The sequence below is a fragment of the Streptomyces sp. WP-1 genome, assembly GCF_030450125.1.
Classification (GTDB): domain Bacteria; phylum Actinomycetota; class Actinomycetes; order Streptomycetales; family Streptomycetaceae; genus Streptomyces; species Streptomyces incarnatus.
Map to the genome: position 1 here is coordinate 1,007,847 of NZ_CP123923.1, position 18,077 is coordinate 1,025,923.

The window sequence follows — 18,077 nt, forward strand, 5'->3', positions numbered from 1 at the left end:
GATCACACCTCCTGTCCGTTGAGCCGGGCCATGGCCCGGCGCAGTACGCGCATCGTCAGCTCACGGGCCAGATGCCGCTTGTACTCGGCGCTGCCACGCCGGTCGGTGGCCGGGGAGCAGGACTCGGCCGCGATGTCGCCGGCCCGCGCCCACAGCTCCTCGGCGGGCGGCCGGCCGCGCAGGGCGCCGGCGATCCCGGGAATGCCGGCGGTGTTCGGTCCGACGGCGGCGAGGCCGACCCGGGCGTCCGCGATCAGCCCTGACCCGTCCAGCCAGAGCGCCGCGCCCGCCGAGACGACCGCCCAGTCCCCGGCGCGCCGCTCGACCTTCTCGTAGGCGCTGGATCCGCGCGGGCGGACCGGGAAGCGCACCTCGGTGAGGATCTCCGCGTCGCCGACGGCGGTCTCGTACGGCCCCTGGTGGAAGTCCTCCATGGGGACCACGCGCTCGCCGTCCATCCCGCGGATCACGCAGGACGCGTCCAGCGTGGTGCACACCGCCGACAGGTCCTCGGAGGGGTCCGCCTGGCACAGGGAGCCGCCCAGGGTGCCCCGGTTGCGCACCACGGGGTCGGCGATCACCCGTTCGGCGTCGCGGAAGATCGGGAAGGCGGCGGCGAGTTCGTCGGACTCCAGCAGCTCGCGGTGCCGGGTCATCGCGCCGATACGGATCAGGCCGGGTTCGACGCGGATATAGCCCAGTTCGTCGTGCAGCTCATTGATGTCGATGAGGTATTCGAAATTGGCCAGCCGGAGTTTCATCATCGGGAGGAGGCTGTGTCCGCCGGCCACCAGCCGGGCGGTGTCGCCGAGCCGGTCCAGAAGCGTGACCGCCTCGTCCACCGTGCCCACCCGCTGGTATTCGAACGGAGCGGGAACCTGCATGCCGCACTCCCCTGTCTCGCCCGGCGGGCAGCCGGGCGCGTCGGGCGCCGTTGTCCAAAGATCATTGCGCCTCCGTCCGGGCGGGGTGTCAATCGCTGCTTAAGCCTTCGCTTAACTCGCTCGACACGACGGGCGCGGTCACTTAAGCGAAGACTTAAGCTGCCGTTGACATGCGGCGGACGGCATTCGCATGATCCGGACGCCGGACGGGGGAGAACGGCCGCCACGGGGTTTGGGCGGGGGCCGGGCGCCGAGGCGCGGACCGCCGTACGGCCTGCGCAGAGGCCCGAACGGGTATGCGGTGGGTGTGGCGGTGAGGGACGCCGCCGAAGGAGGCACACGGATGCGGGACATCGCGGAGGGCCTCTCCGCCTGGAGTGCGTCGGGCAAGCGATTCGCGGTGGCGACGGTCGTACGGACCTGGAGGTCGGCGCCGCGCCAGGCGGGCTCCTCGCTGGCGGTCGCCGAGGACGGCGAGGTGATCGGGAGCGTCTCGGGAGGCTGTGTGGAGGGCGCGGTGTACGAGCTGGCGAGCGAGGTCCTGGAGAGCGGCGAGCCCGCCCTCGTGACCTACGGCGTCAGCGACGACGACGCGCTCGCGGTCGGCCTGACCTGCGGCGGGATCATCGAGATCCTGGTACGGCCGGCGGGCGCGGGCCGTTTCCCGGGGCTGCCGGGGGTGCTGGAGGCGATGGGCGCGGGGCGGCCGGTGGCGGTGGTGTCGCCGCTGCCGGACGAGGGCGGCGGCGCGGAGCCGGATCCCACGGCCGCGCCCGCCGGTCAGCTGATCGTCACGCCGTCCGGTGGGCGGGGCACGCTCGGTGACGCCCGCCTCGACGCCTCCGTGGTCGAGCGGGCGCAGGGGCTGCTGGCGCAGGGCAGTACCGGGGTGGTGCGGGTCGGGCGCGCGGGCGAGGAGCGGCGCGACGACGTCGCCGTGTTCGTGGAGTCCTTCGCGCCGCCGCCGCGGATGCTGGTGTTCGGCGCCATCGACTTCGCGTCCGCGGTGGCCCGGATCGGCAAGTTCCTCGGCTATCACGTCACCGTGTGCGACGCCCGCCCGGTGTTCGCCACCCGCCGCCGCTTCCCGGACGCGGACGAGCTGGTGGTGGAGTGGCCGCACCGGTATCTGGAGTCGACCGAGGTGGACGAGAACACGGTGATCTGCGTCCTCACCCACGACCCGAAGTTCGATGTGCCGCTGCTCCGGCGGGCGTTGCGCACACCCGCCCGCTACATCGGCGCGATGGGCAGCCGCCGTACCCATGAGGACCGGCTGCGGCGGCTGCGCGAGGAGGGCATGAGCGAGGCGGAGCTGTCCCGGCTGGCCGCGCCGATCGGGCTCGACCTGGGCGCCCGTACGCCGGAGGAGACGGCGGTGGCCATCATGGCCGAGGTCATCGCCCTGCGGTGGGGCGGCACGGGGCGGCGGCTGGTGGAGATGACCCCGCTGCCGATCCATCGCTGACGCGGGGCGCCGGCGCCGGTCCCCGGGGGTCGCGCGGGTGCCGGTGGCCGGCGTCACCGAGAAAGGCCGGCCGGACGTGGACCGGCCCCCGGGAGCGGGTAGTGGAATATTGAACTGACTGGTGCCGTTGTGGCCGCCGAAGGAGGTCACAGGTGGAGACCACGTACTACGGCCACGGCACCCCGGCCGAGCGCTGGGAGCGCGCCCAGGCGTTCTTCGCGGCCAAGGACTACGCGGGGGCGGCGCGCGTGCTGGCCGCCCTGGTGGAGGAGGTACCGGAGCAGACCGGGCCCCGGCTGCTGCTGGCCCGCGCGTACTACCACTCGGCGCAGCTGCGGCGGGCCGAGGACCAGCTGCGGACGATCGTGGAGCGCGATCCGGTGGAGCACTACGCCCGGCTGATGCTGGGCCGCACGCTCGAACGGCAGTCGCGGCACGCGGAGGCGGAGCGGCATCTGCGGATCGCCGCCGCGCTGGCGGGCGAGCCCGCGCGAGGCTGAGGCGCCGTGGCGCGACACCGGGCGCCGAGGTCCCACGCCCCGGCGCCCGGCCACGCGCCCGCCCCGGGCCGCGCGCCTCGTGCCCACCCCGGGCCGCGCCCCTCGTACCCACCCCGGGGCCGCGCGCCTCGTACCCACCCCGGGTCCGCGCCTCGTGCCCGCCCCGGGGCCGCGCCCCTCGTACCCACCCCGGGGCCGCGCCCCTCGTACCCACCCCGGGGCCGCGCGCCTCGTACCCACCCCGGGTCCGCGCCTCGTGCCCGCCCCGGGGCCGCGCCCCTCGTACCCACCCCGGGGCCGCGCCCCTCGTACCCACCCCGGGGTGGGCGCCTCGTCCCCGGCTGGGCCCCCGTGGCATCCTGGCGCGATGGCATCCGACCGTGATCACGCACCGCTCGCCGAACGGGTCGAGGAACTCCTCGCCGCCGGCGGCCCCCTGCCCATCGTCGCCGCCGGCCGGCCGGTGCTGCGCCGCCCCACCGAGGCGTACGACGGCCAGCTCGGCCCCGCCCTGCTGGCCCGTTTCGTCGAGGCGCTGCGTCTGACCATGCACGCCGCGCCCGGCGTGGGCCTCGCCGCGCCCCAGGTCGGTGTGGAGCTGCGGATCGCGGTCCTGGAGGACCCGGCACCGGTGCCGGACGAGATCGCCGCGGTCCGGGGCCGGCGTCCGCAGCCCTTCCGGGTCCTGGTGAACCCGGTGTACGAGCCCGTCGGCACGACGCGCGCCGCGTTCTTCGAGGGCTGCCTCAGCGTGCCCGGCTGGCAGGCGGTGGTGGCCCGGCACACCGAGGTGCGGCTGCGCGCCGAGGACGAGTGCGGGCGCCCGGTGGACGAGGTGTTCACCGGGTGGCCCGCCCGCATCGTGCAGCACGAGACGGACCACCTCGACGGCACCCTCTACCTCGACCGCGCCGAACCGCGCTCCCTGTCCACCAACGAGGCCGTCGCCGCCCTGTGGTCCCAGCCGACCCCCTCGACGGCGGCGACCGCCCTCGGCTTCGAACTGCCGTAACGCGCCTCTCAGTTGTCCCGGTACGCCTCCAGCAGCCGCAGCCAGACCTCGCTCAGGGTCGGGTACGAGGGGACCACGTGCCACAGGCGGCTGATCGGGACGTGGGCCGCGACGGCGATCGTGGCCGAGTGGATGAGTTCGCCGACGCCGGGGCCGACGAAGGTGACGCCCCGCAGGATCTCGTCCTCCAGGTCCACGACCATGCGGGCGCGGCCCTTGTAGCCGTCGCCGTACAGGGCCGCACCGGCGACGGAGGAGAACTCCACGTCGACCGCGCGGACCCGGTGGCCGGCCTCCTCCGCCTCGGCGAGGGAGAGCCCGACCGCGGCGGCCTCGGGGTCGGTGAACACGACCTGCGGTACGGCCTCGTGGTCGGCGGTGGCCGCGTGCGGGCCCCAGGGGCCGTCCAGCAGCGGGGTACCGGCCGCGCGGGCACCGATGGCGGCACCGGCGATACGGGCCTGGTACTTGCCCTGATGGGTGAGGAGCGCGCGGTGGTTGACGTCACCGGCGGCGTACAGCCAGTCGGTCCCGGCGACCCGCAGGGTGTCGTCGGTCTCCAGCCAGGAACCGGGCTCCAGGCCGACCGTGTCGAGGCCGATGTCGTCGGTCTGCGGGACGCGGCCGGTGGCGAAGAGGATCTCGTCGGCCTCGAACCTCTCACCCGTACGGGTGAGGGCCACGACGGTGCCGTTCTCCCGGGTGACGGAGGTGACGGACGCGCCCGTGCGCACGTCCACCCCGGCCTCGGTGAGCGCCTCGGCGACCAGTTCCCCGGCGAACGGCTCCATGCGGCCGAGCAGGCCCTTGCCGCGCACCAGCAGGGTCACCCGGGAGCCGAGCGCCGCCCAGGCGGTGGCCATCTCGGTGGCGACGACACCGCCGCCGACGACGAGCAGCCGGCCGGGGGCCGTGTCCGCGCTGGTGGCCTCCCGGCTGGTCCACGGCCGCACCTCGGCGAGTCCGGGCAGGTCGGGCAGCTGGGCGCGGGTGCCGGTGCAGACCACGACGGCGTGCCGGGCGGTGAGGGTGGTGACGCCGCCGTCGGACACGGTGACGGTGACCGTGCGCGGTCCCGCGAGGCGGCCGTGGCCCCGGTAGAGGTCGGCGCCGATGCCCTCCACCCAGTCGACCTGCCCGTCGTCCTGCCAGTGGGAGGTGAAGTTGTCGCGTCGCTCCAGCACGGCCGGGGTGTCGAGGGGGCCCTGGACCGCCGCGGCGAGGCCGGGCAGCCGGCGGCCGTCGGCCTGGGCGATGACCGGCCTGAGCAGCGCCTTGCTGGGCATGCACGCCCAGTAGGAGCACTCGCCGCCGACCAGTTCGCTCTCCACGATCGCGGTGGTGAGGCCGGCCGCGCGGGTGCGGTCGGCGACGTTCTCCCCCACGGGCCCGGCCCCGAGCACCACGACGTCGTACGCGATGGTTTCCGATTCCGTCGTTTCCGTCATGGGGTCAGTCTGGTGGGTGGTGTGCGCGGCGGCCACATGGGTACGAGCGCGCACACGGGCGCCCGGGTGCGCGAGAGGCATCCGGGTGCGCCCGGGCAGTGCCCGCGCCGACGCGGGAACTGCCCGGAATAGGCGGCCCACCGGCCGTGTTTCCGCCGTCGGCACACCCCCGGACCAGGAAGAGGGACCCAGGCCATGAGCGGCACCGTGGAACTGACCAAGGACAACTTCGACCAGACGGTCACGGACAACGACTTCGTGCTCATCGATTTCTGGGCGTCCTGGTGCGGTCCGTGCCGGCAGTTCGCGCCGGTGTACGAGAAGGCCGCGAAGGACAATCCGGACCTGGTGTTCGGCAAGGTGGACACCGAGGCCCAGCCGGAGCTGGCGCAGGCCTTCGGTATCCAGTCGATCCCCACGCTGATGATCGTGCGGGACCGGGTGGCCGTGTTCGCCCAGCCGGGCGCGCTGCCCGAGGCGGCCCTGACGGACGTCATCGGCCAGGCCCGCGGGCTGGACATGGACGAGGTCCGCAAGAGCATCGCCGCCCAGGAGGGCGCCGAGGAGGGCCAGGCCCAGTAGCCGCCGGGGGGCCGGGCCGGGACCGGGATTCAGGTGGACTCGCGTCGTACGACCGAGGAGCCGAGGACCCGGTGCACCTCGGGTTCGCCGCCCGGGTCGCGCACCGCGCGGTCGACCAGGGCGGCGAGGTCGCGGCCCGCGGGCAGTTCGATGCGGACGGTGCTCAGCCGGGGCCGCAGCAGCCGGCCGAGCATCAGGTCGTCGGCGCCGATCACGGCCACGTCCTCGGGGATGCGCCGCCCGGCGTCCTGGAGGCCGCGCATCAACAGCATGGCGTACTCGTCGTTGTAGGCGAACACCGCGTCCAACCCGGGCCAGTTCGCCGCGAGTTCGGCGGCGGCCCGCTCGGTGTAGGCGAGCGGCACGCCGATGACGCTCGCCCCGGTGCCGCGCAGCGCCTGCCGCGCGCCGTCGAGCCGGGGCCTCGAATAGACCTCCAGGCCGGGCTCCTCGGGTACGACGACCCCGATCCGCCGCCTGCCGCGTTCGTACAGGTGGGCGGCCGCGCACCGGCCCACGGCGTCATGGTCCATCAGCAGGGCGTGGGCGCCCTCGACGCGTTCGGGCCCGAGGGTGACGACCGCGCGGGCGCCGGAGCGTTTGAGGACGGCGACGCCCCGCGGGCCGATCCCGGTACCGGGCACCAGGACGGCCACGGGCCGTAACTCGGCCCAGGCGCGGGCGGCTTCGTCGCCCGGGAGGCCGACGGAGCCGTACTGGACGACGGTGTAGTCGAGCCGGCCCAGGGCGCTGTGGACCTCGTTGAGGAACGCGCTGTAGAGGGGTCCGACGGGGATCGCCGGGGCGGGCATGAGCACGGTACGGCTGTGTCCGGCGCGCAGGCTGCGGGCGGCCGCGTGGGGGACGTACCCCAGTTCCCGCGCGGCCTCGTGGACGCGCCGCCGCGTGGGTTCGCTGATCCGCACGGTGTCGGTGTTGTTGAGCACGTAGGACACGGTCGCGCGCGAGACGCCGGCCAGGCGGGCCACATCGGCACTCGTGGGAGTGTTCGGTATCTGCACCATGACAGACCGCATCTTGGCAGAGCGGTCCGGGGGTGTGGCGGGCGGGGGAATGTGGTTCGCTTTTTGACCAACTCCCGCGCGCGCACCGGCTGTTCGGCCTCTTGTCAGACGGGCCGCTGCGTGCGCGTCACCCGTGCGACCAGGTCCACCCAGGCCGCCTCCAGACGGGCCATGGGCATTCCGCGCTGCCGGGTCAGATGGTGGATGAGCGCCGGGTCGAGGGAGGCCAGCAGGGTCTGGGAGAGCAGTTCGCAGTCCGCGTCGGGCACGATCTGGCGCAGCAGCATGGTCACATGGGTGCGCAGCGCCTGCGTCGCGGGGTGGGAGAAGCGGCGGCACGCCTCGGGCTGGGCGGCGAGTTGCAGCTCCAGCTGCTCGGCCGAGCGGTAGAGCACCGCGATGCCGAACGCCCGCAGCCGCTCCAGGGGCGGCGCGCCGGGGCCGAGCGGCGGGGGGCCGCCGAGGAAGTCGGCCTGGAGCCAGCGGCCCGAGTGGTCGAGCAGGGCCATCAGGAGTCCGGTGCGGTCGCCGAAGCGCCGGAAGACCGTGCCCTTGCCGACCTGGGCCGCCGCGGCGACGGCCTCCATGGTGACGCCGGCCACGCCGTGCTCCGCGATCAGGCGGGCGGCGGCCTCCAGCAGCCGGGCGCGGTTGCGGGCCGCGTCGGCGCGCAGGCAGGGCTCCTCGGGAGCCGTGCCGAGCTCCAGCAGGGGTGGCGCGTCGGAGGGCTCCTGCGGCGTCGGGAAGGGCTGCGGCGCGCTGGACATGACGACAGAGTAAAGCATCGGGAACAGAACTGGACCCCGGTCCGGTTGTGGTGGTAGAAATTTAAACGGACCTTGGTCCGGATCGTAACGGCGATGTTTCAGCCCCTGGAGATTTCACATGTCTGTTCGTATCCTCGCGCTCGTCGGCAGCCTGCGTGCCGGTTCGCACAACCGTCAGCTGGCCGAGGCGGCCGCCAAGCTCGCCCCCGAGGGCGCCGAGGTCGTGATCTTCGAGGGCCTCGCCGATGTGCCCTTCTACAACGAGGACATCGACGTCGAGGGCAGCGTCCCGGCCGCCGCCGCGGCCCTGCGTGCGGCCGCCCAGGGCGCCGACGCGTTCCTGCTGTTCTCGCCCGAGTACAACGGCACCATGCCGGCCGTCCTGAAGAACGCCATCGACTGGCTGTCCCGCCCGTACGGCGCCGGCGCCTTCGGCGGCAAGCCCGTCGCCGTGATCGGCACCGCGTTCGGCCAGTTCGGCGGCGTGTGGGCGCAGGACGACACCCGCAAGTCGGTCGGCATCGCCGGCGGCAAGGTGATCGAGGACATCAAGCTCTCCATCCCCGGCTCCATGACCCGCTTCGCCGAGACCCACCCGGCCGACGACGCCGAGGTCGCCGCCCAGCTGACCGAGGTCGTCACGCGCCTGCACGGCACCGCGGCGCAGATCACGGCCGCCTGAGCCCACCCGAACCACCCGTAGGGACCGGAGCCGAGCGGCCTCCGGTCCCTACGGGTCTTGGGGGGCTTTGCGCCGGAAGGGTCCGGTGCCGCGCTGTCCCGGCGCCGCCGGCGAGGAGGACGGGCGAACGCGACGTCGGACTGCCGTACGGCACTCGCCGCGAACGGAGATTCGGCCGGGAGCTCCGCCGAGTCGCCCGGCGTCACGGCGGGCGTACTCGGTTCCGTGAACGACCTCGGGGGGGGGCGGCGGGCCATGTGCCCCCTGCGCACCCGTCAGCCAGGTCACGCGGACACCGGTCGATCCGCTCAGGCGGCGTCCAGGATGCCGGCGGGGACGCGCGGGCCCGAGACGAGCAGGAAGTCGCCGAGAGGGGTGGACAGCCTGCGGCGGCCCCGCAGGACGGCGGTCTCCTGGAGAGCCGGGGGCGTGTCGCCGAGGGCGGGAGTGCGGGCGTGGTCCCCGAGCGCCTCGGCGGGGATGCCGAAGGCCCACATGCCACCGCGGAACGCGGTGGGTGCGTCGATGCGCATGCTGAGCCGCTCCCAGACGGCGCTGCGCAGTCGGGACGGGCCGCGGTAGAAGCCGGCCCACTGGAGCCAGTTCAGGACGGCGATGTCCGGGCGCCGCAGCGTGGGCCTTCGGCGGCGCGGGCGGGGTGCCCCGGGCAGGAGCCCGCCGTCGGCCAGCAGTCCGGCGCGCCCCGCCGCAGCGACCATGCGCCGGTAGCCGTCGTGCAGCCCCAGCCGGTCGATCAGCTCGGTCAGCAGGGCGCGGTCCTCTGCTGTCAGCCGGACGGCGAGAAGCCAGGTGTCGACGGCGTCCCGCAGACCCAGGGCGCGTTCGAGTCCTTCGAGACAGAGGAAGAGCAGACTGGTCACGACGTCGTCCGCCGGCAGGCCCTCGCGCGCTGCGCCGTCCGCAGCGGCAGTGGCGGGAAGAGTGCGCCGGGGCATGCTGCGGCGGCCGTCACCGAGCCAGGCGACGTCGGTCAGTTCGACGTAGAGCGGGCGAGCCAGGTCGTCACCGTGCGGGCGGTAGAACGTCAGCAGGTGGGCAGGGGCGTGGTCGACCTGGCGCACCGCGAGGTCGGTGTGCTGCCAGCCGTCCGAGATCAGCGCCTGCGCGGCGCGCCACAGCCCCGCTTCATCGGGGACGTGCAGATCGAGGTCGCCCTGGTGGCGCAGCAACGGGGCGGGGTAGCAGGCGGAGATGGCCAGGCCTTTGACCGGGCTCAGCCCGGGGACCACCTGGGCGAGCCGGTCCCGGACGGCGGCGTACGCCGCCAACCGGGCGCGGGCCTCGTCGAGTTCATGGACGCGGGAGGCGGACAGCGCCCCGGGGTGCGCGTGGTGGTAGGCGCTGAGCAGGGTGAGGCGGAACTTGGGGTCCGAGCGCTCGGCCCGGTGCAGCAGGCGGTCGGGGCGGTCCTGGTCCAGGCCGTAGTAGTCGCGGGTGGCCTGCACGATGCGTTCGGCCGAGTGCGGCGGATCGAGGTGTGGTGAGGCGTCCATGACGGGCATGTCGGGCTCCGAACGGTGCGTCGCGGTCAGCGGGCGGTGAGGGGCGCGGCGGGCAGCAGGTAAGCCGGGGTGGGGTAGGGCCGTGCGCCGAGCGACTCCTTGAAGCGGGTGACGCCCCCCGGGTGGGAGTCGCCCATGTGGTAGTGGGTGCAGCCCGCGTCGGCGGCCTCCTGGAGCGCCAGTTCATGCAGCAGGTGGTTGGCGCGGGTGGGCGCGGCCAGCGGCTGGGACATGGCACCCCGCCAGTACTTCGCCTGGCGGCCCTGGCGCAGCAGGATCACCGAGGCGGCGGCTTCGCCGCGGTACCAGGCCGTCCACACGGAGCAGGCGCCGCCGAGGCGGTCGCGGACCGTGCGCAGCTTGCGCAGCGGGTCGCGGGCCTCGATCCGGCGCCGCACCTGGTCCGCCGGCTCGCCGGACCGTGTGGCCCAGCGGTCCATGGACTGCTGGTAGAGGGCGTAGAAGACCTCCAGGTCGTGCGCGGTGCTGCCGCGGGTGACGTCCAGGCCGGAGCGGGCCGCCTTGCGCATGGAGCGTCGGGCGCCGGGGTGGAGCCGCTGCCGCCAGGCGCCGGCCGGGCCCGCGAGATCGACCACATGGGTGGTGCGCGGGGTGCGCCCGGCCCGCTCGGGAACGGCCTCGGCCCAGGGCCCCGCGGTGAGCGGGCCGATGCGCAGCCGGACCCGGCCGGGCACGTCGGCCAGGTCCGCCAGGACGGCCGCGGTATGCGCCGGAGTGGGCGGCCCGTCCGGGCAGAGCGGGCCGCCCACTCCCCATTCGGTGGGCCAGGAGGCCAGTTCGGGGCTGCCGGGTCCGGGCGGTCCGGTGTGCGTGACCAGCGGGAGCACGATCCGGGTGCCGTCGTCCCACCGGTAGAGGCGGCCCGCCTCCGCCCAGGGGCCCTCGGCACAGATCGCGTCCAGCCAGCCCGGGGTCTGTGTCGCCATCGCCTGCGGGTCCTGCCGCAGAGCCTGTTCCCAGACGGCGCGCGTCAGCGGGACGACCTCGGGCGGCGCGGCGCTCGCGCGGATCACGTGGACGCGGGCGCGGGGACCGGCGCGGCGGCCCGCGGGATGCGCTCCTGAACCCTCGTCAGCCGGGACTCGGGACCGAAGATGTGGGAGTAGTGCTGCTCCGCCAGCTCGGGCGGCGTCGGTGTGGTCAGGGTGTGCCGGTTGTAGCGGCTGACCTCGGCGGTGGTCATGGTGGGCCGCAGGTCGTGCAGGGGTGTGTAGAGGGTGGGGCGCACCCGGACGTCGAGCGAGCGTGCGAAGGCGACGGTGGCGGCGGTGCCTTCGGGGGACGTACCGGGCAGGCCGACCATCACGAACGCGTTGAGTTCGATCCCCGCGTCGGCGCACCAGCGGGCCAGGCTCTCGAACCGGTCCTGGTGCACCCGCTTGGAGCGGGGCAGCGAACCGTGGCCGTCCTCGTCCAGGGTCTCCAGGCCGACCGAGATGCGCACGCAGCCGGCGGCGCCCATCAGTTGCACCATTTTCTCGTCCAGGTGCGGCACCGTGGTGGTGCACTTCCACGGCAGACGGTCGGGCTGCTCCAGCAGGCGGCGGCACAGTTCCCTGGTCCAGGGGCGGTTCAGGGTGAAGGTCGGGGCGTAGAAGGACACGTACTCGAACGAGGGTTCCGCCTCGCGGGCGGCGGCGATGTACTCCAGCACGGCGTCGACGCCCAGGCGGCGCTCGCGCAGGCCGAAGATCTCGTGCACATCGCAGTAGGAACAGCCGACGGGGCACCCCCGGGCGATCGGCACGACCAGTTCACGGCGGAACGGGATGCCGCAGAACTTGCGGTCGTCGCGGGCGTACAGGCGCTCGTAGGCCTCGTAGGGGATCTCGCGGACGTCGGGCAGCGCCCACTCGTCCGGTTCCAGGGTGCGGCCCGGGGCGGTGGGCGCGGTCCAGCCGTCGGCGGTGCGTACCTGGACACCTGGCAACGGCCGCTCGGGCTCCCCGGCGAGTACGGCCTCGACGTAGTCGCCCACCCCGCACTCGACGTCCCCCGAGCGCACCACGGCGTCAAGGTCGTAGCGCAGAAAGTGCCCGGGGTTCTGCGCGGACAGGCGGCCGAAGGTGATCACCTTGGCACCGGGGGACAGCTCGCGGGCGTAGGAGAGGAAGCGCTCGAACCCGTCGACGGCGTCGTAGTCGTTCATCATCGCGATGACGTCGTAACGGCCCTGGTACAGGGTGGCGCCGAGGTCCTTCCAGTTCACGTTCAGCGCTCCGCCGTCGAGCGCGTCGACCCGCTCGACACCGGGGCGGCGACGCAGGTACTCGGCGACTTCGAAGAGCGGCGTGTGGTGTCCGGCATTGAAGTAGCCGGGGACGTGTGGCGGCCAGACCACCAGGATTTTCGACATCAGCTCGCCTCACAGATCGACGGATCGCGACAGAGGTATATGACACCATTGATTTTCGTGAGTCAAGTAATCCTGACAGAACATGACTCGCAATATTGACTTGCATTGACAGCATGCTTACTGTGCTTTCGTGCGCTCGGTCCCGCCGCGCGCCGGTGATCAGGAAGAAGGCCGCCATGAAGGCTGCAAGCGCCGTGAGGACGCGCCCGACGATGCTGGAGGCGGTCGCCGCCTCGCCGGTGCAGGCCCTGCGGCCCTACCGCCGCCGCCGGGTCCCCGGTGCCGTCAATCTGGCCAGCAACGAACTGCGCCACCCCGTCCTGGAGCGGCTGGCGGGAGAGGCCCTGTCCGACCTGCCGGCCGCGGACCTGGCCGGCTATCCCTCCGGGACCGCGGTCACCCGGCTGCTGGCCGACCGCCTGCGCACCAGCCCCGAATCGCTGCTGCTGGTGGCCGGGTCGGACGACGCCTACCGGCTGCTCACCGAGGCGCTGGGCCCCACGCTCGGTGCCGCCGCGGTCACCCAGCAGCTCAACTACCAGTCGCTGCCGGACTACGCGCGGCTGCGCGGACTAGAGCTGCTGACCGCCCCCTACCTGCCGCAGCGGCACGCCTTCGACACCGCGGAGCTGATCCGGCTCCAGGCCGCCCGTCCCGGGCGGGCCGTGGTGTGGCTGTCCAACCCCAACGGCCCCACCGGCGCGGTGCACACGCCGGAGGAACTGGAAAACCTCTGCGCGACGGTCGCCGCCGCCGGCAACCTGCTGGTCGTCGACGAGGTGTACCGCGACTTCCAGGACGGTCCGCGCTGGGCCGGCCCCGCGCGGACCGGGCACCACCGGCACCTGCTCCGGCTCCGCTCCTTCTCCAAGGGCTACGGACTGGCCGGGGCCCGCCTGGGCTACCTGCACGGCCACCCCGACCTGATCTCCTACCTGGCCCGCTGGAACACCCCGGGGCCGGTCTCCGTCACCGCGCTGCACCTGGCCGCGCATCTGCTGCGCCACGGCGACGAGGTCGCCGCCGTCCACCGCGAGGTCGCCGCCGACCGCGCCTGGTTCGCCACGGCGGCCGACGCCCTGCCGGGCTTCACCGCGCTGCCCTCGCAGGGGAACTTCGTCGCGGTGCGCGCCGGCACCGACCAGTTGGTGCGGCGCGGGCTGGACGCCTTGGCCGAGGAGGGGATCACCGTCCGGGATCTGCGCCCGCTGGGCGTCATGGGACCGGTGCTGCGGGTCGGCATGGCGCAGCGGCCGGTGCTGCGGCGGGCGCTCACCGCGTTGTCCCAGGCGGCCGATGACCAGGCCACGCGCGACGGGGCGGGGGCGGGGCGGGAGTGACGGCGGACCGAGCAGGCGGCGGACCGGCCCCCGAGCGGGTGGTGCTCGGGGCGCTGGCGCAGGCCCGGCGGGTGGCCGTGGTCGGCTGTCCGGGCAGCGGCAAGACCTGGCTGGCGACGCGCCTCGCCGCGCTCACCGGTCTGCCCTACGTCGGCCTGGACGACCACTACTTCGACCGGGCCTGGCAGGTCCGCGGTCCTGCGGAGCGGTGGCGGGCCGACCACGAGGTTCTTGTGCAGGGCACGTCCTGGGTGATGGACGGCCTGCACAGCACGACCCTTCCCGACCGGCTGCACCGGGCCGATGCGGTGGTGTGGCTGGACTACCCCACCCGGGTCTGCGTCCTCGGCTACCTGCGCCGCACCGCCCGCTGGCGGCTGACCGGACGTGCCCCCGGCTACGCCTCGGCCGCGGACGGCGCGGTGCGGCTCCCGCCGGACGCGGCGTCCTTCCTCCGCTTCATCCTCACCTTCCGCCGCCGCAGGCGCCCGGCGCTGGCGGAACTGCTGGCCCGTCAGGGCGCGGACTGCCCGGTGGTCCGCCTGACCAGGCGGAGCCAGGTGCCGGGACTGCTGGAGGCGTTGACGGCGTCGGTGGACAGCGGTGAGGCGTTGACGGCGTCGGTGGACAGCGGTGGGCAGGGCAGGCCGGCTCGGCGGGACCGGAGGGACGCCGTGGCCGCCCCGGACGACAACCGTTAGCGGCCGCGGGCCGGCCGGCCCGCGGCCGGCCCGGAGCGACCGAGGCTCAGCGTTGTTCCGGTCGGGGCGGGGCGACGCCCAGTGCTTCCAGCGCCCGCGCGATGAACGGCGCCTTCGCGTCGTTGTAGCGGTGCACGTCCTCGGGCGCGGCCACGAGAGCGGCGCGCTTGGCGGCCTCATAGCCCGCGCGCAGCGCCGGGTCCTGGCGCAGGGCGTCGCGGAAGGCGAGGGTCTGGCGCCACATCGGATCGCCGCGGCGCACCAGGTGGACATTGGCGATCCGGACCCCGTCGGCGGTGCTGCGCGTGAGGTACCGGCGATCCGGCATGGCCGCCTCGAAGTCCGGCTTGTAGCGGTAGCCGTTCGCGACCAGCGCGCGCACGCACGCGGCACCCTCCGGCTCCAGCGCGGCCACGCCCACGAGCACGTCGAGCACGGGTTTGGCGGCCAGACCGGGCACGGCCGTGGAGCCGATGTGCTCCACGGCCGTGCCGACAGGGCACACGGCGGCGATCCGCGCCGCCTCGACGGCGAACGCCTCGGGCCAGACGGGGTCGTAAGCGGTGATGACCATGGGGTGGCGGCTCACGTGCGCTGCTGCTCCACTTCCCCGCGTTCCTCGCGGTTCGGGTGTGTGCCCACGGGCCGGAGCGTATCCGGCCTCGGGTGCGGCGGCGGATCGGGCACCGGGCCGTGGAAGGACAACAAAGGGCTGCCCTCGGCACCAGGGCGCTTGTCGCGCTGGATCACGGCATGGGTCAGCGGTTCGGTCTGGGTGTCCGCCAGCCGCCAGACCAGCTCGGCGACGTGGACCGGGTCGAGTGTGGTGCCGTAGTCCATGGCCGGGTACGGCGGCAGCGGCGGGACGGCCAGGCCGCCCAGCTCGACCAGCGTCGCCCGGCCGTCCGGTGAGTGCTCCCGTAGCTCCGGGAGCAGATTCCGGGTGAGCGCGGACTGCGCGGCGCGCAGGGCGCAGTAGTACGCCTGGTGCTGCCGGGCGCGCCAGGCGGAGACAGAGCCGACGGTGACCAGGTGCACCGGGTGCGGGTCCGCGGCGAGAATCCGGGCCAGCAGGGCGGCCGGCCCGGTGAGGCTGTGCCGGGTCAGGGCTTCGGCGTCGGCGGCGGTGAGTTCGGCGAAGGGCTGCTGGAGGAAGCGTCCGGCGACCCAGAACACCAGAGCGGGGCCGGGCAGGGCAGGGTCGACGGTCCAGGGCTGTGCGGCGTCGGCGAGGTCGACCAGGCGCGACTCGGCGCCCGGGGGGCTGCCCGCGCAGTCCTCGGCGCTGCCGAAGCGGAAGACGGGGACGCCCTGGCGCAGTGCCAGCTCCGTGAGAGCCCGGCCGAGTCCGGCGGCCTCACCGATGACGGCCGCGACCCGCGGAGCAGCGGTGGCACCCGGGGCTGCGGTGCTCACGCGGCCGCCCCCGCGGTGAGCAGCGCGCCGATGCGGTCCAGGTCCGCTGGGGAGACGCCGCGGTCCAGCAGCGCCGGGACCAGGCCGCCGTGTTCGCGGCGCATGGTGGCCAGGAACAGCAGCATCGTCTCCTGGCGGGTCTGCCCCAGGCGGGCCAGGAAGTCCTCGCGGGTGTGGCCGTAGCCGGTCCACAGCCGGGAGAAGTGATCCACATGGGGGATCAGGCCCTCGGCCGTGCGCCCGTACTCGGTGGCCACACAGGCGTCGTCGCAGCCCGCGAGGACCATCAGCGCGGCGGTGACCACGCCGGTGCGGTCCTTGCCGCAGTAGCAGGCCAGCAGGAAGGGCTCGTGCGCGACTCGGGCCACCGTGGCGAAGAGGGCGCGCAGGTCCTCGGAGCTGCTCCGGCGGACCATCCCGGTGTAGTAGCGGGCGTAGTCGGCCGCGCCGGGACGCGGGGAGCCGATCGGGTCGTGCGGGTAGCCGGTGAGCGGCACATGGTGGTCCACGAGGCCCAGCCCGGAGGCGGCCGTGGCCGGCAGTCCGTCGCGCTCGCGCTCGGGCGCGCTGCGCAGGTCGAGTACGGCGCGGACGCCGTATTCGCCGTACAGCCTGCCGCATTCCTCGGGGCTGAGGGTGCGCAGGTCGGCGGACCGGTGCAAGTGGCCCGGCCGCAGGTGCGGGCACTGCACGGGGCGGAAGTTGATGCCCAGATTCTGGAGGGCGGGGGCATCTGCCATCGCGGTGGCCTCGATTCCGGTTCGGTGATTCTCGGTTTACTCGGTCCCGGCAGCATCCCACAGTTTATTGACTGACTGCAATGACTATGCTTGACTCCAAAGTGACTAGACTTGACCACCCAATACTGGTGGGTTTTGCAGCTCAGAGGACTTCCCCCCCCGTCAGCCGATTGTCCGGCGGTCGGGAGAGCCGAAGGAGATGGCGTCCCGAATGGTGCTCATCGCGCAGGCCGTCCCGGCCTCTTCCCGATCCGCCGCGGCGGATCTCCCCGCTGTCGTCGTCCACGGCGGCGGCCGCATCGGCGGCCAGGTCCGGGTGGCCGGGCACAAACACTCGATGGTCGCGGCGTTCGCGGCCACGCTGGCCCTGGGGGTACGGGCCACGCTCACCGGCGTTCCCCAGGTGACCGAACGCGACGTGCTGCTGGAGCAACTGGAACTGCTCGGCTGCACCTGGTCGGTCGAGGGCGACCAGGTGGTGCTCGACGCCACCGCCGCCCGCCCCGCCCCGCTCAGCGCCCGGCTGACCCGGAAGATCCACGGCTCCCTCTATCTGCTGCCCGCCATGCTCGCCCGGTTCGGTGAGGTGGAGTTCCCCGGCGCCGGCGGCGACCAGCTGGGTGACTTCGAGATGGGCCAGGGGCGGCCCTTCCTGCACCTGCTGGAGATGCTGGAGCGATTCGGCTGCCGTTTCGAGGTGTCCGCCGACGGCTCCGTGCACGGCCGCCGCGACCGCCGCCTCTGCGCCGACGTCGAGTTGCTGGACTGGTCCGACGACCCGAGAACCATCGCCGGCTCCCGGATGTCGAGCGTGACCAAGGCGGCCCTGCTGCTGGCCGCGGCGACCGACGGGACCAGCCGACTGCGCCATCCGCTGGTGCTCTGGTCCACCCAGGACCTGATGTCCTTCCTCGGCGCGGCGGGCGTCGGCGTCGCGGTGGACCCGGACGGCGGCGCCGTCACCATCCGCGGCCGCGGCCCCGGGCACGGCCGGGCCGCCGCGCAGCTCGCCCCCGACTGCCTGGAATCGGTGACCTGGGCCGCCTGCGCCGTGGCGACCGGGGGCACCGTCGAGATCCGTACCGGAGCCCCGGACCGGATGCGGCGGATGATGCACCACGAACTGGCCGCGCTGGCCCAGCTCGGCGTCCAGCACGAGTGGGAGGGCGACCGCCTCACCGTCACCGGCGACCCGGGCACCCTGCGCCCGGCCGACCTGGTGGCCCGCAACGCCACCCTGTCCACCGACGCGCTCCCGCTCTACACCACCGTCATGATGCGGGCCCCCGGCCGCTCCAGCGTCAGCGACCTGGTCTGGCCCGGCCGTTATGCCTACGCCGAGCACCTCGGCCGCGTCGGGGTGCCGACCAGCACCACCGGCGCGGGCCTCACCGTCGTCGGCGGCGCCCCGCTGCGCCCGGCGGACGCGCCGCTGACACCGGGCGACACCCGCTCCGGCGCGGTCGCGCTCATCACGGCGCTCGCCGCCCCCGGCCGCACCGAGGTGCACGGCCTGGACCATGTCCACCGCGGCTACGCGGACATGCTCGGCAAACTCACCGCGCTCGGGGCCGGGCTCACACCGTGCCCGGTCCCCGCGCCCTGACCGCGC

The 18,077-nt window shown here is 74.1% G+C and carries 18 protein-coding genes; 8 read left to right on the forward strand and 10 right to left on the reverse strand.

The window, feature by feature from the left end:
- Window positions 1-2: 2 nt before the first annotated feature.
- Window positions 3-884, reverse strand: a complete 882-nt coding sequence (locus QHG49_RS04125) for a xanthine dehydrogenase family protein subunit M (protein ID WP_145484265.1) — start codon at window positions 882-884, stop codon at window positions 3-5.
- Window positions 885-1,227: 343 nt separating this feature from the next.
- On the opposite strand from QHG49_RS04125, the gene QHG49_RS04130 reads away from it, so the two are divergent.
- The 3 genes from QHG49_RS04130 (at window position 1,228) to QHG49_RS04140 (ending at window position 3,864) form a co-directional block, all read left to right on the forward strand.
- The gene (locus QHG49_RS04130; protein ID WP_145484263.1) at window positions 1,228-2,352 is read left to right on the forward strand and encodes an XdhC family protein; all 1,125 of its coding nucleotides are present in this window, start codon (window positions 1,228-1,230) and stop codon (window positions 2,350-2,352) included.
- A gap of 152 nt (window positions 2,353-2,504) precedes the next feature.
- A complete protein-coding gene (locus QHG49_RS04135) occupies window positions 2,505-2,852 on the forward strand; it encodes a tetratricopeptide repeat protein (protein WP_145484262.1) in 348 nt (115 codons plus the stop codon).
- Between the two features lie 367 nt (window positions 2,853-3,219).
- Complete coding sequence (locus QHG49_RS04140) at window positions 3,220-3,864, forward strand: peptide deformylase (RefSeq protein ID WP_159707031.1); 645 nt, start codon at window positions 3,220-3,222, stop codon at window positions 3,862-3,864.
- Between the two features lie 8 nt (window positions 3,865-3,872).
- Here the strand turns inward: QHG49_RS04140 and QHG49_RS04145 are convergent, their stop codons facing one another.
- Window positions 3,873-5,312, reverse strand: a complete 1,440-nt coding sequence (locus QHG49_RS04145) for an NAD(P)/FAD-dependent oxidoreductase (protein WP_159707029.1) — start codon at window positions 5,310-5,312, stop codon at window positions 3,873-3,875.
- A gap of 195 nt (window positions 5,313-5,507) precedes the next feature.
- Between QHG49_RS04145 and trxA the strand changes: the two genes are divergently transcribed.
- Complete coding sequence (gene trxA, locus QHG49_RS04150) at window positions 5,508-5,894, forward strand: thioredoxin (protein ID WP_145484257.1); 387 nt, start codon at window positions 5,508-5,510, stop codon at window positions 5,892-5,894.
- Window positions 5,895-5,923: 29 nt separating this feature from the next.
- Here the strand turns inward: trxA and QHG49_RS04155 are convergent, their stop codons facing one another.
- Together QHG49_RS04155 and QHG49_RS04160 are read right to left on the reverse strand one after the other, a co-directional pair.
- Window positions 5,924-6,919, reverse strand: a complete 996-nt coding sequence (locus QHG49_RS04155; RefSeq protein ID WP_301487252.1) for a LacI family DNA-binding transcriptional regulator — start codon at window positions 6,917-6,919, stop codon at window positions 5,924-5,926.
- A 104-nt stretch (window positions 6,920-7,023) separates the two neighbouring features.
- Window positions 7,024-7,704, reverse strand: a complete 681-nt coding sequence (locus QHG49_RS04160; RefSeq protein WP_301487253.1) for a TetR/AcrR family transcriptional regulator — start codon at window positions 7,702-7,704, stop codon at window positions 7,024-7,026.
- Window positions 7,705-7,804: 100 nt separating this feature from the next.
- Between QHG49_RS04160 and QHG49_RS04165 the strand changes: the two genes are divergently transcribed.
- Window positions 7,805-8,368: an NAD(P)H-dependent oxidoreductase gene (locus QHG49_RS04165; protein WP_145484253.1), complete on the forward strand. Its 564-nt coding sequence runs from the start codon at window positions 7,805-7,807 to the stop codon at window positions 8,366-8,368.
- Between the two features lie 308 nt (window positions 8,369-8,676).
- Here QHG49_RS04165 and QHG49_RS04170 read toward each other — a convergent pair whose 3' ends face one another.
- The 3 genes from QHG49_RS04170 to QHG49_RS04180 are packed head-to-tail and all read right to left on the reverse strand — an operon-like array spanning window position 8,677 to window position 12,268.
- The gene (locus QHG49_RS04170; protein ID WP_301487254.1) at window positions 8,677-9,891 is read right to left on the reverse strand and encodes a nucleotidyltransferase family protein; all 1,215 of its coding nucleotides are present in this window, start codon (window positions 9,889-9,891) and stop codon (window positions 8,677-8,679) included.
- Window positions 9,892-9,917: 26 nt separating this feature from the next.
- Window positions 9,918-10,925 (reverse strand): GNAT family N-acetyltransferase, encoded by a 1,008-nt coding sequence (locus QHG49_RS04175; RefSeq protein ID WP_301487255.1) that lies wholly within the window; start codon window positions 10,923-10,925, stop codon window positions 9,918-9,920.
- Window positions 10,922-12,268, reverse strand: a complete 1,347-nt coding sequence (locus tag QHG49_RS04180; protein ID WP_145484248.1) for a radical SAM protein — start codon at window positions 12,266-12,268, stop codon at window positions 10,922-10,924. Before QHG49_RS04180 ends, QHG49_RS04175 begins: the two co-directional genes overlap by 4 nt.
- 176 nt (window positions 12,269-12,444) lie before the next feature.
- Here QHG49_RS04180 and QHG49_RS04185 point away from each other — a divergent pair, with 176 nt between their 5' ends.
- On the forward strand, window positions 12,445-13,608 hold the full coding sequence (locus tag QHG49_RS04185; RefSeq protein ID WP_301487256.1) for a histidinol-phosphate transaminase: 1,164 nt from the start codon (window positions 12,445-12,447) through the stop codon (window positions 13,606-13,608).
- Complete coding sequence (locus QHG49_RS04190) at window positions 13,605-14,309, forward strand: hypothetical protein (protein WP_301487257.1); 705 nt, start codon at window positions 13,605-13,607, stop codon at window positions 14,307-14,309. The genes QHG49_RS04185 and QHG49_RS04190 overlap by 4 nt, the downstream gene beginning before the upstream one ends.
- Window positions 14,310-14,355: 46 nt before the next feature.
- Here QHG49_RS04190 and QHG49_RS04195 read toward each other — a convergent pair whose 3' ends face one another.
- The 3 genes from QHG49_RS04195 to QHG49_RS04205 are packed head-to-tail and all read right to left on the reverse strand — an operon-like array spanning window position 14,356 to window position 16,465.
- Window positions 14,356-14,898, reverse strand: coding sequence for a GrpB family protein (locus QHG49_RS04195; RefSeq protein ID WP_301487258.1), 543 nt, complete (start codon window positions 14,896-14,898; stop codon window positions 14,356-14,358).
- Window positions 14,895-15,725 carry a hypothetical protein gene (locus tag QHG49_RS04200; RefSeq protein WP_145484243.1) on the reverse strand — a complete coding sequence of 277 codons (831 nt, stop codon included), beginning with the start codon at window positions 15,723-15,725 and terminating at the stop codon, window positions 14,895-14,897. Before QHG49_RS04200 ends, QHG49_RS04195 begins: the two co-directional genes overlap by 4 nt.
- Window positions 15,722-16,465 carry a tyrosine-protein phosphatase gene (locus QHG49_RS04205; RefSeq protein ID WP_301487259.1) on the reverse strand — a complete coding sequence of 248 codons (744 nt, stop codon included), beginning with the start codon at window positions 16,463-16,465 and terminating at the stop codon, window positions 15,722-15,724. The genes QHG49_RS04200 and QHG49_RS04205 overlap by 4 nt, the downstream gene beginning before the upstream one ends.
- Window positions 16,466-16,664: 199 nt before the next feature.
- Between QHG49_RS04205 and QHG49_RS04210 the strand changes: the two genes are divergently transcribed.
- Entirely contained in the window at window positions 16,665-18,071 is a 1,407-nt protein-coding gene (locus QHG49_RS04210; RefSeq protein WP_301487260.1) for a hypothetical protein, read from the forward strand.
- Window positions 18,072-18,077: the final 6 nt, after the last annotated feature.

Excerpts from the sequence above, each read along its gene's own strand:
- QHG49_RS04125 (WP_145484265.1), bottom strand. The coding sequence starts at position 884 with ATGCAGGTTCCCGCTCCGTTCGAATACCAGCGGGTGGGCACGGTGGAC.
- QHG49_RS04170 (WP_301487254.1), bottom strand. The coding sequence starts at position 9,891 with ATGCCCGTCATGGACGCCTCACCACACCTCGATCCGCCGCACTCGGCC.
- QHG49_RS04130 (WP_145484263.1), top strand. The coding sequence starts at position 1,228 with ATGCGGGACATCGCGGAGGGCCTCTCCGCCTGGAGTGCGTCGGGCAAG.
- QHG49_RS04140 (WP_159707031.1), top strand. The coding sequence starts at position 3,220 with ATGGCATCCGACCGTGATCACGCACCGCTCGCCGAACGGGTCGAGGAA.
- QHG49_RS04160 (WP_301487253.1), bottom strand. The coding sequence starts at position 7,704 with ATGCTTTACTCTGTCGTCATGTCCAGCGCGCCGCAGCCCTTCCCGACG.
- QHG49_RS04205 (WP_301487259.1), bottom strand. The coding sequence starts at position 16,465 with ATGGCAGATGCCCCCGCCCTCCAGAATCTGGGCATCAACTTCCGCCCC.
- QHG49_RS04165 (WP_145484253.1), top strand. The coding sequence starts at position 7,805 with ATGTCTGTTCGTATCCTCGCGCTCGTCGGCAGCCTGCGTGCCGGTTCG.
- trxA (WP_145484257.1), top strand. The coding sequence starts at position 5,508 with ATGAGCGGCACCGTGGAACTGACCAAGGACAACTTCGACCAGACGGTC.
- QHG49_RS04180 (WP_145484248.1), bottom strand. The coding sequence starts at position 12,268 with ATGTCGAAAATCCTGGTGGTCTGGCCGCCACACGTCCCCGGCTACTTC.
- QHG49_RS04145 (WP_159707029.1), bottom strand. The coding sequence starts at position 5,312 with ATGACGGAAACGACGGAATCGGAAACCATCGCGTACGACGTCGTGGTG.
- QHG49_RS04210 (WP_301487260.1), top strand. The coding sequence starts at position 16,665 with ATGGCGTCCCGAATGGTGCTCATCGCGCAGGCCGTCCCGGCCTCTTCC.
- QHG49_RS04155 (WP_301487252.1), bottom strand. The coding sequence starts at position 6,919 with ATGGTGCAGATACCGAACACTCCCACGAGTGCCGATGTGGCCCGCCTG.
- QHG49_RS04185 (WP_301487256.1), top strand. The coding sequence starts at position 12,445 with ATGAAGGCTGCAAGCGCCGTGAGGACGCGCCCGACGATGCTGGAGGCG.